At 59.0% G+C, this 15,803-nt stretch carries 12 protein-coding genes; 4 read left to right on the forward strand and 8 right to left on the reverse strand.

All coding sequences use genetic code 11. From position 1 onward, the window contains the following. Positions 1 to 152: 152 nt before the first annotated feature. Positions 153 to 2,156 carry a DUF6541 family protein gene (locus HMPREF2894_RS08540; RefSeq protein ID WP_070678826.1) on the reverse strand — a complete coding sequence of 668 codons (2,004 nt, stop codon included), beginning with the start codon at positions 2,154 to 2,156 and terminating at the stop codon, positions 153 to 155. A 395-nt stretch (positions 2,157 to 2,551) separates the two neighbouring features. Here HMPREF2894_RS08540 and HMPREF2894_RS08545 point away from each other — a divergent pair, with 395 nt between their 5' ends. From HMPREF2894_RS08545 to HMPREF2894_RS08555, 3 genes are all read left to right on the forward strand, one after another. Then, the gene (locus HMPREF2894_RS08545) at positions 2,552 to 3,094 is read left to right on the forward strand and encodes a flavin reductase family protein (RefSeq protein ID WP_005507981.1); all 543 of its coding nucleotides are present in this window, start codon (positions 2,552 to 2,554) and stop codon (positions 3,092 to 3,094) included. Between the two features lie 145 nt (positions 3,095 to 3,239). After that, positions 3,240 to 4,469 (forward strand): acetylornithine deacetylase, encoded by a 1,230-nt coding sequence (gene argE, locus HMPREF2894_RS08550; RefSeq protein ID WP_070615762.1) that lies wholly within the window; start codon positions 3,240 to 3,242, stop codon positions 4,467 to 4,469. 506 nt (positions 4,470 to 4,975) lie between these two features. Next, a complete protein-coding gene (locus tag HMPREF2894_RS08555) occupies positions 4,976 to 5,983 on the forward strand; it encodes an MIP/aquaporin family protein (RefSeq protein WP_070678829.1) in 1,008 nt (335 codons plus the stop codon). Positions 5,984 to 6,134: 151 nt separating this feature from the next. Here the strand turns inward: HMPREF2894_RS08555 and HMPREF2894_RS08560 are convergent, their stop codons facing one another. The 7 genes from HMPREF2894_RS08560 to HMPREF2894_RS08590 form a co-directional block, all read right to left on the reverse strand. Beyond that, positions 6,135 to 6,776 carry a VanZ family protein gene (locus HMPREF2894_RS08560; RefSeq protein WP_070678832.1) on the reverse strand — a complete coding sequence of 214 codons (642 nt, stop codon included), beginning with the start codon at positions 6,774 to 6,776 and terminating at the stop codon, positions 6,135 to 6,137. 225 nt (positions 6,777 to 7,001) lie between these two features. Further along, positions 7,002 to 7,454: a fluoride efflux transporter FluC gene (locus HMPREF2894_RS08565; RefSeq protein ID WP_070678835.1), complete on the reverse strand. Its 453-nt coding sequence runs from the start codon at positions 7,452 to 7,454 to the stop codon at positions 7,002 to 7,004. Then, positions 7,454 to 7,858, reverse strand: a complete 405-nt coding sequence (locus HMPREF2894_RS08570; RefSeq protein ID WP_246827040.1) for a fluoride efflux transporter FluC — start codon at positions 7,856 to 7,858, stop codon at positions 7,454 to 7,456. Before HMPREF2894_RS08570 ends, HMPREF2894_RS08565 begins: the two co-directional genes overlap by 1 nt. Positions 7,859 to 8,003: 145 nt before the next feature. Further along, positions 8,004 to 10,790 carry an MMPL family transporter gene (locus HMPREF2894_RS08575; protein ID WP_070678843.1) on the reverse strand — a complete coding sequence of 929 codons (2,787 nt, stop codon included), beginning with the start codon at positions 10,788 to 10,790 and terminating at the stop codon, positions 8,004 to 8,006. A 189-nt stretch (positions 10,791 to 10,979) separates the two neighbouring features. Continuing rightward, positions 10,980 to 11,681, reverse strand: a complete 702-nt coding sequence (locus tag HMPREF2894_RS08580) for a TetR/AcrR family transcriptional regulator (protein WP_070678846.1) — start codon at positions 11,679 to 11,681, stop codon at positions 10,980 to 10,982. A gap of 266 nt (positions 11,682 to 11,947) precedes the next feature. Further along, complete coding sequence (locus HMPREF2894_RS08585) at positions 11,948 to 13,603, reverse strand: sensor histidine kinase (protein ID WP_246827041.1); 1,656 nt, start codon at positions 13,601 to 13,603, stop codon at positions 11,948 to 11,950. A 93-nt stretch (positions 13,604 to 13,696) separates the two neighbouring features. Further along, positions 13,697 to 14,440: a response regulator transcription factor gene (locus HMPREF2894_RS08590; protein WP_049345979.1), complete on the reverse strand. Its 744-nt coding sequence runs from the start codon at positions 14,438 to 14,440 to the stop codon at positions 13,697 to 13,699. Positions 14,441 to 14,691: 251 nt separating this feature from the next. Here HMPREF2894_RS08590 and HMPREF2894_RS08595 point away from each other — a divergent pair, with 251 nt between their 5' ends. Beyond that, positions 14,692 to 15,561, forward strand: coding sequence for a PRD domain-containing protein (locus tag HMPREF2894_RS08595; RefSeq protein WP_012902659.1), 870 nt, complete (start codon positions 14,692 to 14,694; stop codon positions 15,559 to 15,561). Positions 15,562 to 15,803 lie beyond the last annotated feature (242 nt).

The following is a 15,803-nucleotide window of genomic DNA, read 5'->3' on the forward strand; positions in this document are numbered from 1 at the left end:
CGTGTATGTGTATGTCGGCATACACTGCGGGCATACCAAATTCCATCTTATCAGTACAGACGGTACAGGTTTAAAGGATAACGAAGGGGCGACGCCATACACGCCGCCCCCCAATTATTTAAACCTACACCCGCGAGGATAGAAATCCTATGCTAAGAGTTATCACACGCGGTGATACGGTACAGAACAATAGGGCCCGAAGAATATACCGGTGTCATCAAATCAGTGGCGCTAGCCTCCACCAGAGCATCGTAATTCTTCTGGGCACCAGGGCCGAAGTTCAGCTGGTTCTCCATATGTACGTACCAATAAGCACGGTATTGCTTTACCTCACGACACACCTCGGGGTTCGTGGCGGCATCCTTCAAATCATTGATGATTGCCGCGTACTTCGGAGAGGTCTGGAACTCAAAGTGGTAACTGGTCAAGTGACGATCAGCCAGTGCGTATATAAAGGGGCTTCCGTCCCAGGGATTATTCACAATAGTGTCACTCTTGGGAACAATCTTCGGAATCTCATTAATGACGTTCAACTCATCCTGGGTCACAACCACAGAAGACGGCGTTACCCGATATTCCTTCGACACAGCCAACGTTGTCTCCTGCACCGAAGGAACACGCGAAGTCAGACCGGCAAGAACCAAAACCAACACCGCGGCAACACCCATTCCGGCCGTCGCCACATTCAGACGCGCCGTACGTGGAACGCGACGGACTATCCAGGTGAGCAGCCCCTCCACGAAACCACCCAATCCAATACCAGCCAGAACTGCTGAGGGGAATACGATTAGCGCCGCCAAGCGGAAGTGGTCAGTGTACCAGGGGCCCACCATCAGCAAACGGAAGTCACCGCGCGGCACAGTAGCCGCAATAATCCACAGGTAACCAATCAGTGCCCAGCTAGCAATCAGCCACAGGTTACGGCGCTTGTATAGCAGATACCCGACACCCCATAACGCCAGGAAACCCACTACATGAGAAGGATTGAAAGTATCACCCAGCTGATTACCATTCTCCAGGCCCAGGAAAAGGAACTGATAAAGAGCATCACCTTCGCTCAAGATGGGGAACCACGAACTACTAGCCGCGTTATCGGGGCGTAGCACTACCCAAGCACCCACGCATCCGATTGATATACCTACCAGCAGAAGGCTACCCATTTGCTTCTGCCGCGAGGTCAACTCGTGCGAGCGCACTACCCACGCCACCCCGGCCAGCACCAGCGGCAGAGCAAAGACCACAGCAGACACCACCGCGTTCGGATGCACAAGCGCTAGACCTGCGACACCCACCAGGGCGGCAAGACACAGGGAAAGCAGAGTTGTGTACTCGCCGCGCATCATCACCTGCACCAGGCATACCATGAGTGCCACAAATGATGGCACCAGAGCGTAACCCAGCAGATTCGGGAAGAGCACACCCCAACGCAGGAGGAGACCGGGAAACGCTGCAAAACCACCAATTATTGCAGGGATGGCAAGCGCCTGGAGGGGGCGAAGCTTCGGAATGCTCAAGCTGAACGCTACCAGCGAGCAGGGCCACAAAATGCCGGCAGCCAGTAACACGGTCACGATGGTGGCAGTCGCAATGCTCGTACCCATAGTGCTATAAATCAGGGACACAAAATCATGCCAACCCGCCGGGTAAAATGCCGGTTGCTGGTCTGCCGCAGATACCGCGCCCAGGGTCAGGCTCGACGCGTCACCGTGCTCCTGAATCCAGCGGATTGCATTCATATGGAATGAGTTATCCAGGCTCTGCGAGAACGCCTCAGGCCCGTAGACCATGTCCTCGGTCATGTGCAGCACCAGGAATCCGCCTAAAACAGCACCCACCACCGGCCACGCCACAGGAACATCATTACCCGGCCACGAGGCAGACGCCAGGGCAGGCCAACGGCGACCCACCAGCCACATGAGACCAGCAGCCGCAGCCACCAGCACGGCGGCAACCGGCACAAAAGAAATCAGGCTCCACGGAATACCGGTCTTACCCAGCACAATCGCGGAAACAGCCACCAGAGCAAAAGTCAGCAGCGGCGCATAAAAAGCGCGCAGACGTGCGGGAATACGCAGCGCCCAGCCCATTGCATAGCCGGGACCAAAAGCCAACACGACCGCAAAAAGTAGCAGCGGAATAGTTGCCAACCAGCTCATTAACCCTCTTCTCCCCACAGTTCACGCACCCGAAAACCCCTCAAATACGGGGCGCGGCGCGCTTTCGAGTACCTAGCAAGGATACCCCAGAGGCTTCTTTAACCCGGCGAAACCCCGCAGAAGAGAGAGGGACAGCACCCACAACCCGCTACTCAGACCCCAAAGCGGGATAATCGGCGGAGCGCATCTTCGAAGCTCCTAAAGGACGAAGATTATGACGTAATATTTCACGCTCAATGTCACGAAAGGGTCACCCAAGAAACATAGGGCAATAAATAAGGTGTTCACCACCCTTTAGCTTTACCCTGAAACATATCTCCCCTTAACAAAGGGTCGCCCAACGCATACACATCTGGACGAACCCTCAAACGCAGCCGCAGAAGAAAGGGTCGATTATGACCGAAACCATTGCAGCACAGGCACCCATCGCCGACACCTCCGAGCAGTTCAAGCTCGCCTTTGGCCACCAACCCGCCGGCGTCGCCATCATCACCGCCACCGACGAAAACGGCGAACCCGCAGGCTTCACCGCCTCCTCGCTGACCTCCGTCGCCGCAGAACCGCCCATCATCGCCTTCTCCCTCAAGGCAAACAGCGGCTCCGCAGCAAAGATCGCGGCTGCGTCCTCCTTCCTCGTGCACATGCTCGACGCTGAGAATGTGACCCTCGCGAAGAACTTCGCAACCCACGACTACCCCCGCTTCGCAGACACCAGCACCTGGGAATTCGTCTCCACCGGCGAACCCCTCGTCCACGGTGTAGGCCGCGTACTGCGCGCAACCCCGCTCAGCCGCGTTGAGGCTGGTCCCGCAATCGTCTTCACCGCGCAGGTTGAAGAGTTCATCCGCAACGACTGCGAAGGCACCCCGCTGGTCTACCACTCGCGCAACTTCCACGCGCTGGGCGACCACTCCAACGTGAACAACTACAGCATCTAACCCCGCACAGGGGTCACGGGGCGGTATTCGACGACCATGAGGCGACGAATACCGCCCCGCGGCGTACCCTGAACATAAAAGCGCACGCAGCACATGACAGCGCACAGCAACACAGCGCACCCAACACAGCACAGAAGGAACAGTCATGACGGCTCAGACCACCCAGCCCGCATCCCTCCCCTGGCTCGAAAAGCTCATCGCGTTCCCCACTATCTCCGGAACCTCCAACCTGGAACTTATTGAGCTCATCGAAGCCGAATTTTCCCGCTACGGCTACAGCGGCGTGCGCACCTACAACGAGGACGGCACCCGCGCCAACCTGCTGGTCACCGTCCCTGCCGCTGACGGCACCACCCGCGGCGGCCTCATTCTCTCCGGCCACACGGACGTCGTACCCGTCGCCGGTCAGGCGTGGGACGCCGACCCCTTCACCCTGCGTGTGGAGGGTACCCGCGCCTACGGTCGCGGCGTGTGCGACATGAAGGGCTTCCTCGCCGTGGCGCTTTGGCTGTTGCCGCGCGTTGCGGAGGCGAAGCTGCGCACTCCCCTGCACTTCGCGTTCTCCTACGATGAGGAAATCGGTTGCATTGGTGCACCCTCCCTTATCGAGGAGTTCGTGGCGCGCGACCTCGCCCCCGACTACGCGATTGTTGGTGAGCCCTCCAGCATGCGCATTATCGACGCGCACAAGGGCGCACACCGCGGCCGCGTCACCTTCACCGGCGTGCCCAAGCACGGCTCCCTCGCCACCCATGGCGTGAACGCGGTTGCCGCAGCAGGCGAGTTCATCACCTTCTTCACCGACATGGCGGACCAGTGGGAAGAAGAAGGCCCGTTCGACGAGTCGTTCATCATTCCCCACTCCACCGGTAGCGTGAACCTGGCAACCGGCGGCCTGCAGTACAACATCGTCGCCGAGCAGGCTGTGGTGGAGTACGATGTGCGCACTCTGCCGCAGGTGACCACCGAATCCTTCGTGGAGCGCATTGACCGCGAACTTTCGGAGGTCATACTGCCCGACCTGCAGGCGCGCGCCGCACGCGCCGAAAAGCTGACCGGTGCAGAGCCCGGTAGCCTCACCTCCCGCGTGGGTGTGAAGCACGAACTGCTCGCAGCCGTGCCGGGCCTGGGTACCGAGGACGACGCACCCATCGTACACCTCGCCCATGAGTGGCTGGGCACCAATGACGCACCACAGAAGGTCACCTACGGCACCGAGGCGGGCCAGTTCCAGCGCGCCGGCGTGCAGAGCATCATTTGCGGTCCCGGCGATATTGCCCAGGCGCACTCCCCGAACGAGTGGATTGAGCTGGAGCAGCTGAGCGAATGCGAGCGCTTCTTCGAGGCGATTCTCGACTGGGCGAGCGCCAAGTAGCGGCCACATAGCAACCGTGTAGCGGCGTAACAGCCAGTCCACCGCGGTTCGCAAGAGCCGCAGTTAGAGCCGCATAAAAATTACAGAAACTGCCCGGGTACCCCGTGAGGTGCCCGGGCATTTTTATGCTGATGGCAAGTGGTGTGGGCGGGTGCTGATGGCGGGGGTGAGTGTTGGTTTGATCGCGGGTTTATTCGTGAGTTTCTCCATGGGTTCAACCGCGAGTTTATGGAATGAGTCCAAGTTGTGGACTATGACCGATTTTCCCCTCATTCGCCACATTTATTTTTAAACGAAAAACCCGAAAAACCGCTTATGTCTAAGGGTGAAATAACACAAAAGTATTGCCCTTCTAGGGCATTCAGGGTTCCATAGATGCCAAAGGTTTAAACACGCCACTCGGGCGGCATAACCCCACACAAAACCACACCTCCCTCACGCTCGGCACTGCGCACCCGACCGAATCCCGGTTTACCACCCGCAGTTCACTACCTGAAGGACACCCCGTGTACACCATCAGCCCCTACCTCGCCGAATTCCTCGGCACGCTCATCATGTGCACCATCGGCTGCGGCGTCATCGCCAACGTCGAACTTCGCCGATCCAAAGGCCACGGCGACAACTTCTTCACCATCGCCTTCGGCTGGGGTTTCGCCGTCACCTTCGGCGTCTACGCCTCCCACGCCTACTCCGGCGGCCACCTCAACCCCGCTGTGTCTATCGGCCTGGCAGCGTTCGGCGAGTTCTCCTGGGAGAAGGTCCCCGGCTACATCATCGCCCAGGTACTCGGCGCAATGGTCGGCGCCGGACTGGTCTACCTCAACTACCTGCCGCACTGGAAAGCAACCGCCGACAAGAAGATTAAGCTCGGCGTTTTCGGCACCGTCCCCGCTATTCACAACTATTTCACCAACGCCCTCTCCGAAATGATCGGCACGTTCATGCTGGTCTTCTCGGCACTGTACACCGGCGTAAACTTCAAGCCGTCCATCAGCGGCGGTGTGGAACTCTCTCTCAACCTCAACGACGTGCTCAAGCCCCTCGCCTTCGGCTTCATGGTCACCGTACTCGTCATCGGCCTGGGCGGTCAGACCGGCTACGCCCTGAACCCCGCCCGTGACTTCGGTCCGCGCCTCATGCACGCCCTGCTGCCCATCCACGATAAGGGCACTTCACGCTGGTTCTACGCGTGGGTTCCGATTTGCGGCCCGATTGCCGGCGGTTTCATGGGTGGCGCGTTCTTCAAGCTCTACTACGAGGGTCAGGTCAGCCCGTGGCTGTTCGTCTCCAGCGCTCTGGCGATTGCGGTTCTGCTCTTCGCGTGGTGGGCTAATAGCCACCTGTACCGTGCACCCAGCTCCGAGGTTATCCCCGAGTTTGAGGACACCCACGCTACCGCGGCGGCACGCGCGGCAACCTACACTCCGACCGGTTCCATGCCGATTCTGCTCCCCGAAGAGGTGAAGGGTAACCGCAGTACCCGCGTCGTGAACCGGCTGACCGAGGACGAGTAGTCTTCCCGCCCGAGAACTTCCCTGTCTAGGGTTTCATCTAAAAACGGCGAACCCCTCATTTTCATAACCTGCACAATATCGGTCAGGTTATGAAAATGAGGGGTTCGTTGCGTCTACCTCACGGAAAGGACATGGGGACTTTCAGAGGCTCCTACGCCGCGGCGGTAGCCATTGCCAGCGCCCGGTCATGCTTAGCCGCGCGGCGCTTCTGAACCGCACGCACCACCCAGATGCAGACCGCACCGAGGACCGCGCCAGCAGTATTATTCACAATGTCATCCACATCGAAAGTGCGGTAGGTGAAGCCCGCCAGACCCCAGTTGCCGGTCAGCTGGCTCAACTCAATGAAGGTCGACAGCGCGAAGCCACTCAGCGCCGTGGCGCGCAGACCCCAGCGCAGGCAGCCCGCAGTAAAGAAGCCCAAAGGGATGAACATGGCGACATTGAAGAAGAGCTGCGCATACACGGTCGTTGCGAAGCGGCGCAAACCCATGCCGGCAGTCAGATCCCACGCCTGCTGCCAGCTCCAACCCACGTAGAAACGCGGGTAGTACAGCTCGGGGTTCGTGACACTATTGGAAGAGCCAATCGGGGTCAGCGTCAGAGAAAGAATAGAAGCAAGGAACAGCGCAAAAGACGCGGTCAACAAGTACTGGCGGATGCTGTGCGCTCGACCGGTCTTCTTGGCGCGCAGGCGCATACCAATAAAACCGATGATGGAGAGCGCGACAGTAAGCGCCGTAATCTCGATGGCGAAGGTGCCAATCATGTGTTTATTTAGTAGTTCCTGCATGTCGTGCGTTCCTTAGGTCGTGAGAGTGAGTTATATGAACTCCACCTGCATATATGCCTGTTCTAACATATATTCGTGGTGGGATATAGCGGGTTACCGTTCATGCCCGCCGCATATCGTTCACCACCAGTGTAAAAGACCGCTCTATGGCTCACCCTAGGCGAAACTGTGAAAAAGCTGTACACGCACCCAAACATGCCATGAGAACCACCACAGCCGGTGCCGTCAGTACAAAACATCCGGCGGGAACACCGGCGCAATATACCGACCAAACAGCAGCACGAACAAGAGCGCGCCCGCAATCGCAGCCGCCATCGCACCCACAACCTGCACCAGCCACAGCATCAGGAACTTCACCATCTTGCCCTCAGCGCGGGCAGTCAGCGCCTCCACCATGGCGGTCGAGAAGGTCGTAAACCCACCCAGCAGACCGGTCGTAATCACCGTGCACCAGAACGCCACCTGTTCCGTGGCGTTATAGTGAACGCCCAGCGCGCGAGGATTAGAGACCGGCATAATCAGCAGGCCGTACAGGAACGAGCCCACCAGGTTAATGACGAACACCGGGCTAATAATCGACGACTCCGTGCGCAGGCGAGGCGACATCGCCTTATCGAGGAAGAAGCGGGTCATCGCACCCAGACCGCCGCAGAGGAACACCATCAGAGCGAAAAACATTAGCGGCCCTCCTCAGCATCGTGGACGGGTACCAGGCGGGACGCCACAAAACGGCCGGTCAGCATGCCAGCCGCGGCGGCAACCAAACCACCCACGAGCAGCACTGCCACCGCCAGCACCATATATTGAGCGTGCACCGTGTACGGCAGAAAAATCGTCTGCGCCAGCACCGCAGCAATCGACGAATAGGTCGTGTAGCCGCCCATCATACCCGCACCGAACAGCAGGCGGAACGAGTGAATCCGGTCCTCGCCGTCACGGCGCGCGTAGGCGTTCCACACCATCGTCAGCAGGCCCAGCGTGAACGAACCCAGCAGGTTCGCCACCAGCACGCCACCGGGGGTGTACACGCGGCACAGCGCACCCGTGCCGCCGCCCAAAAAGACAAGAAAAGGGGCAGGCACACGGGTTAGAACGCCTCCTATCCTCTGCCGGATACTCGCGCGGTTCCTCATCACCGTGCACCTGCCCTTTCGTCTCGTATTAGTCTTCAAAGTGCGCTACAACAGCGCACAAACACACACTAATACTTTAGCGGTTACCCAGGCTTTAGCTGTTACCCGAACCGGCGGCAGACTCACGCTCGTGCTGAATCTTCTCGCTCAGTGCGGCGCCCTCAACATCCATATTCGGGGTGAGGCGGTCCAGCCACTTCGGTATCCACCACGCCTTATCACCCAGCAGAGCCATAACCGCAGGGGTCAGCGTCATACGCACAATGAACGCATCCACAAGCACACCGAACGCCAAACCAAAGCCCATCGGGCGGATCATCGTCGAATCAGCAAAGATGAAGCCACCAAACACCGAAATCATAATGATCGCGGCAGCCACCACCACACGCACCGCATGGTTATAGCCGGTTACGATGGCGGTCGCCGCGTCCTTGCCGTGCACATACGCTTCACGCATGCCAGTCACCAGGAACATCTGGTAATCCATCGCAAGACCGAAAAGAATACCAATGAGCAGGGTCGGCAGGAACGACAGCACCGGACCCGGGTGGTCCACACCGAAGAGGAAGCTCATGAAGCCCAGCTGGTAGATGGACACCACGGCACCGAAGCTCGCCAGCACCGAGAAGAGGAAGCCCACCGAGGCAACCAGCGGAACCATGATCGAACGGAACACCAGAATCAGCACCAGGAAGGACAGGCCCATCACTACGCCCAGGTACAGGGGCAGCTTCTGCGCGAGCACCTCAGAGACGTCAATATTGCCGCTGGTCTGACCCGCGATGCCGAGAGAGACCTCAGAGCCCTGAACCGGAACGGTTACGGCTCGCAGCTCGTGGACGAGCTCTTCAGTCTCCACGGAGCTTGCACTGTGGGCGGGAATCACCTGGAAAATCATGAGGGTACGGTCATCGGTCATACCGCCGGGAACCACAGCCTGCACATTCGCGCCGCCGCGCTCCTTGACCGCAGAGGCGATATCAATCTGCACCTGCTGAACCTGCTCCTCACTCATGTTCGCGGGCGTGTGCGCGACCGCAACCAGCGGGGCGCTCATGCCCTCACCGAACTTGTCCTTGACCAGCGCGTACGACTTGTACGCGGCGCTATCGGAGGGGTAGTTCGAGGCGTCCGGCAGACCCAGGCGCATCTGAGACATAGGGGCGGCAACCGCCAGCAGCGCCAGCGTACCCACCACCAGAGTCAGTAGCGGACGCGCCAGCACGAGGCGCAACCAGCCGTTCGGCTTCTCGGTGCGTTCAGCATCCTGCGCGCGGCGTTCCGCAATCTTCTGCGGGGTATCGATGGAAGCCCACAGCTTTTTCGACATGATCTTGGTACCCGCCAGGGACAGTACCGCCGGGGTGAGAGTCACCGCAATCAGGGCGGCAACAACCACGCAGAATGCGGCGGCATTACCCATCACGCCCAGGAAGGGAATACCGGTCACGTTCAGCGCCACGAGCGCAATGATCACGGTGCTCGCCGCAAAAATCACGGCGTTACCGCTCGTGCCATTCGCCAGGGCAATCGCCTGAACCTTCGGCATGCCGTCCAGCAGGTTCGTACGGTAGCGGTTCAGAATGAACAGCGAATAATCGATACCGACCGCCAGGCCAAGCATCAGACCCAGGGTGTAGGCGGTGGAGCTCATCTCCACGACGGACGAAAGGGAAAGCGTACCGAGCACACCCACCACCACGCCCACCAGAGACATCAGAATCGGCAGACCGGCAGCCACGAGGGTGCCGAGCATAACCATGAGCACGATGAAGGCGATGACCATACCCGCAACCTCACCGGCGTGCGAGCCGCCGCCAAGCGCGGATTCGCTCAGGTTCGCGTCAAATTGGACGGTCGCCCCGTGCAGGTTCACCGCCTTGAGATCGGACATGACCTTCTGCAATTCGGCGGACGGCACCTCAAAAATCTTCTTCTTAAACGAGACAGTCGCAATCGCCGTGGACTGATCCTCAGAGACCATACGGTAGCCGGAGGTGAAGTCGTAGAGCTTCTGCTGACGCTCCAGCTGCTCACGCTGTGCCGGTAACTCACTCTCGGTCTTCTGCAGCTGGTTGCGCTGCTCGTCCAACTTCTTCTTGCCCTCAGCCAGCTCATCCTTCTTGGAGGCGATTTCTGCGCGACCCGCGTCAACCTGCTTCTGGCTCTCGATCAAGGTATCGTGCTGCTGATTGAGTGCGTTCTGCTGCTCGGTCAGCTGCGCCTGCTGGGCATTGAGCTGCTCCATCATGGCGGCGGGTGAGCCTGCCGCCTCCGCCTGGGCATAGCCCTCCTTCAGCTGTGCCTGGGCGTCATCGAGCTGATTCTGCGCCTCATCCAGTTGCTTTCGGCCCGCGGTAATCTGCGCCTGGGAGTCGTCGAGCTTCTTCTCGTTGTCGGCAATCTGCTTCCTGCCGTCCTCAAGCTGCGAGGTGGCGGCATTCAGCTGCTTTTTGCCGTCCTCTATCTGGGAGGGGGCGGCGTCAATCTTGGCGTGCGCCTCGTCGAGCTGGGTTTTTGCTTCTGCAAGCTTGGAGGTGGTGGTGAACGGGTCGGTGACCGCATCCACGGAGGGCACCTCGCTGGGCAGTGCGATCAGCGCGGCGGAGAATGCCTGCTTCTGCTCTTCGGTGAGGGCGGTGCCGTCACCGGTGGTGAGAATAATCTGGCCGGAGCCGCGGTTGGCACTGGGGAAGCGTTGGGCGAGCTCGTCGGAGAGCTGCTGGGTCTGCGTTCCGGGCATGGTGAAGGTGTTGCTGAGCTTGCCGTGGAACGCGGTGTAGGCACCCGCTACACCTGCAATGATGAGTACCCAGGTGAGGATGACAGCCCAGGCACGGCGGGCGGCGGCTTCACCGATGCGGTAGAGCCATGTAGCCATGATTCAGTCCTTTGAAGTTGAGTGAGTGAAGAGTTTGGTGCGTTGGGTGCGTGTGAATACGGTGGTTGCCCTGTTTTGCCACCCGCATACTGAGGTGACGCCCCTGTTTTTGGGCAAAAAACACCCCGCTTCGGGCACCTGCAGAGAGGTGCCCGAAGCGAGAGTTTTTGAGCGTGAACGCTATGGGGCTTAGCTTGCGAATTCGCCCTGGACCAGGCGGCCCAGGTAGTCGAGTGCCTCGAGTACGCACTGGCGCATCGCTTCGATGGCGAGTGCTTCGGGGTGGGTGCCTTCGGGGGCTTCCGCTGCGACCTTGGCGGTTACTTCTTCGGCGCGGGTGAGGTAGTAGTAGACGCCTTCACCGATGGTTTCGGAGAGGTTGGAGGCGAAGACTGCCACGCGCAGGTAGGGCAGGTCGGGGTATGCCTCGAGGTACTGCTCGAGGAAGATGTCGTAGGTGCGCTCGAGGATGACGTGCGAGTATTCTTCGAACTTCGCGGGGCTGTCCATTTCGAGGGCGTAGAGCAGGTGTGCGAAGGGTGCGATGTACTCTTCGAGGGTGCTGCTCATGAAGACCTTGCGGGCGATGGAGAGCATTTCGGCTTCCATGCTTGCGTTTTCACCGGAGATGGTGAAGTCGCATTCTTCGAAGATGCGGTTGAAGTACTGGTTCATGCGGGTGACCAGCACGTCGTCTACGGAGGCGAAGTGGTTGAAGATGGTGCGGCGGGAGACGCCTGCGCGTTCTGCGAGCGCTTCTGCGTTGAGGGCGCCGTAGCCGCCCTCGAGGATGAGGGATTCTGCTGCCTCAACGATTGCGATGCGGTTCTCTGCCTTGCGGACGGAACGCTTGTCCGTGATGTTTGCGGGGGATTCAACAAGATTAGCCATGCTTTTTACAATACGCGCAATGTTTCACCGGGAGTAACTATTTGGGGGGTTAGATTCACCACATATTTGCACTCAGGGTAATAAACTTGAAGTGCAGATTTAATGTTTACTCAACAAGCAATTTAGCGTTTTAGCACGTCAGGGCGCTATAACACCCCCAAAACGCACACCAAAGGGACGGGGAGTGCACAACACACCCCACTCCCTCGAGCACTCACCCGACTACCCGCTCAGCGAGCCGCTCAGCAAGCCACCGAGCAGGCGCATTAGGCGCGCGCCGCCTCCAAAGGCAGACGCACCGTAAAGACCGTATGCCCAGGCTGACTCTGCACCTGAATCGAACCGCCGTGCGCCTGCACAATCGCCTGCACAATCGCCAACCCCAGACCGGTGGTTCCAACCGAACCGGAGCGTGCCTTATCGGCACGGGTGAAGCGGTCAAAAATCTTCGGCAAAAAGTCAGGGGCAATGCCCGGGCCATTATCGGTCACAGTCACTACAGCTTCACGGCGTACAGTATCCACGGCCAGGCCCGCAGTCACGCGCGTACCCTCATCGGTGTGCTTGCGGGCATTCGAGAGCAGGTTCAAGATGACACGCTGAATCTGGGATCGATCCGCCACGACCTCAACCGGCTCGTCGGGTAGGTTCAGGTGCCATTCGTGGGTGCGCGCGGCAGCCTGCATGTCGGAGGTACATTCAAGCACCAGCTCAGTCAGATCGACGAGCTCAAATTTGGGTTCACGGCCTTCATCCAGGCGAGCGAGGGTCAGCAGGTCCTCCACGAGGCGTGACATGCGTTCGGTCTGCGAGTCGATACGCGCCAGGGAGGATTGACCGGATTCACTGAGCGGCTCGGTCCAGCGGAGCATGTCGGAGTACCCCTTAATGGCGGCAAGGGGCGTGCGCAGCTCGTGGGAGGCATCCGCGATGAAGGCGCGAATCTGGTGTTCGGTACGTTCGCGCACCTCGAGGGCGGAGTTCACGTTATCCAGCAGCTGATTGAGGGCGTAGCCCACGGCACCCACTTCGGTGCGCGGATCGGAATCACGCGGATCCACTCGCACCGCCGAGGAGATGGTGTGCTCTTCCAGGTCCAGGTGCGCAACATCGGTTGCCACCGCGGAGACTCGCTCCAGGGGCTTCATGGTGCCGCGAATAATGTAGGAGCCCGCCACGCCGGCGCCGACCATCACGGCGATGGAACCGAGGGCTACCACAATCACGAAGATGGTGAGGGTCTGCTGTACATTGGCGAGCGGAATACCAACCACCTGGGCGTCAGCGCTGCTATTAGCCTTCGGGGTGATTTTGATGAGGTACAGGCCGGATTCCAGTTTGACCTCTCGGACTTCTTCTTTGGTGGCGTTCAGCGCCATGGTTCCGAGGGTTACCTGGTCGTTGGCGGAGAGGGTTTGTACGGTGCCGTCCTTACCGAGCTTGCTGGCGACTTCCACAGCACCTTCGGACTCGACACAGGTAATGATGGTTCCGGACGCCTGACCGGGTGCGAAAAGGGAGCTACTCTTCTGCAGGTCGCTGCAGTCCACTTCTTCTCGCTTGCCGTCTCGAGAAGTTGGCTGCACTACACGGTGGCTGGTTTCTTTGAGGTCGCTTTGTGCCTGCTGGTAGAGGGAGTTCTGCAGGGTCACGTAGGTGGACAGGCCAATAATGAGGCAGGCGATGCCGAGGGCTGCCACGAGGATTGCGATAAGACGTGAACGAAGGTGGGGTACGTACCCGAGTTCTTCCGGGGATGCTTCGGGATTCCTCATGCTCTTCCAGGCGGCGCGTAGGCGCACGAAGAAGTTCCCCGGCGAGCGCGTGGCGCCGTCTCGTGCGGGGGTACCCGCGCGCAGGGGGCGGGTTGCTTCGTTATCCAGGGAGGCGGGGTCACCGGGTGAGTAGGAGCCCACGAGCATCCTTTCTTTCTATATTCGAAATACGGAATATAACTGATATGGCGCGGTATAACCGGGTGTTATACCGCGCCATATGAAGAGCAGAGAATAAACTTAGACAGCGGGACGCAGCACGTAACCAGCACCGCGCACGGTGTGAATCATCGGTTCGCGACCCACGTCAATCTTCTTACGCAGATAGGAGATGTACAGCTCCACAATATTTGCCTGACCACCGAAATCGTAGTTCCAGACATTATCAAGAATCTGACTCTTGGAGACCACGCGCTTCGCGTTCTCCATGAGGTAGCGCAACAGGTCGAACTGGGTTGCGGTGAGATTAATCTGCTCGCCACCGCGGGTGACCTCACGGGTGTCCTGGTTCAGCACCAGGTCACCGACCACCAGCTCAGCATCGTCAATGGCAGCAACACCGGAGCGTTGCACCAGGCGGTGCAAACGAATCATGACCTCTTCCATAGAGAAGGGCTTAGTCACGTAGTCATCAGCGCCTGCGGCAAGGCCCTCAATACGGTTGTCGACCGAGTCCTTCGCGGTCAGGAAGAGGCAGGGAACTTCGGGGTAGAACTTACGGATACGGGAGAGCAGCTCCAGGCCGTCAAAGCCGGGCATCATAATATCCAGCACGAGCACGTCGGGGCGCCAATCGCGGGCAATCGCGAGTGCGGAGGGACCGTCACCTGCGGACTGCACATCCCAGCCGATCATTTTCAGACCCATGCTGACGAGTTCTTTGAGCATCTCCTCATCGTCAACGACGAGGGCGCGGATGGGACTACCGTCCGGGTGCTCTAGCGCGGGAAGGTTCTTTGCGATTTCGGTTGCTTTGCTGCTCATGTGGTTAAGAGTATCGCGATTTAGGGTTCACGGTGGGTCGGGAGCCAGTTTTCAGCCGCAAACTTATGGAATGCTTGCCCGCGTCACAGCTGGGGCACAGCTTTACCCGCATTTGCGCGTCAACCCTTCATGACAGCTTCAAACTTTCGGTAGAATTTGTACTAGCTTAGGTAACGCTCAATCACCTTTGCGTATCTTTTGAATTTGCCGTTTCTGTTCCGGCGACCAACACCCGTGAAGGAGGACGACGCATGCGCATTAGCCGTATCTATAACAACAATGTTGTCCTCACGGTGGATCATTACGGCAAGGAGTCCGTGATGATTGGTCGCGGCATTGCTTTTGGTAAGCGTAAGGGTCAGCTGATTGACCCGTCTGCGGTGGAGCAGACGTTTGTGCCGGAGCAGGGCATGTCGGGTGAGCGTTTGAGCATGACTCTGTCTGAGATTCCGGCGGAGATTCTGTCGATTGCCACGCTTTTGGAGTCGAAGGTGCGCGCCGAGGGTGCGCTGGAGCTGTCGAACTCGTTTATTCTTCCGCTGGCTGATCACCTGCACTATGCGGTGGTTCGTGCGCGTGACGGGGTGCGGGTGCAGTATCCGCTCGCCCCGGAGGTGACTGTTCTCTACCCGCGCGAGGTGGAGTACGGCCGCACGGTTTTGGAAATGGTTCGCGAGCGCCTGCAGGTTGAGCTGGACCCGAATGAGGCTATTCCTTTGGCGTTGCACCTAGTCAACGCGCAATTTGCGACGGCGGATATGTCTCAGGCATTCCGCATGACTGAGGTTTTCGCGCAGGTTTTTGAAATTATTGAGGCGAGCTACGAGCGGAAGATCGACCCGGACTCAATGAGTGCGGCACGTTTTGTGACGCATCTGAGGTACCTGTTTGTGCGGGCGAGCCGCGCCTCCGCGAATCGCACGGAGGATGCTGATGAGGTGTCGCAGCCGAGTTTGTTGGCGGCTCTTCGTGCGGATGTACCGCGCGCCTACGCGTGTGCGCAGAAGGTTTTGCTGGTACTGCAGATGCAGCTGAAGCAGAGCCTGACTCGTGATGAGTTGACGTATTTGACGATTCATATTGCGCGTCTGGCGCGGGATATGTGGGGCATTAACGCGTAGCGCATGTTCGATAGAAAGCGACCGGGAGGGTTCCCGGTCGCTTTTTCTATGCCGCGAAATCTGCGCCTCAGAATCCCGGTGAGGGGTTCGGATGGGGGAATCGGGGAGTGAGGATTCTAGAGGGGTGATGCCGGGCGGAACGTGGCCGTTAAAGGTGGGTTGCTATTTATATATACAACCTGTCACTAAATTGTCGTTTTCCCGGGTTTTCCTTCGCGCGTTAGCGCGTCGATTTAAATTTT

It is taken from the genome of Rothia sp. HMSC066G02 (genome assembly GCF_001813145.1).
Lineage (GTDB): Bacteria > Actinomycetota > Actinomycetes > Actinomycetales > Micrococcaceae > Rothia.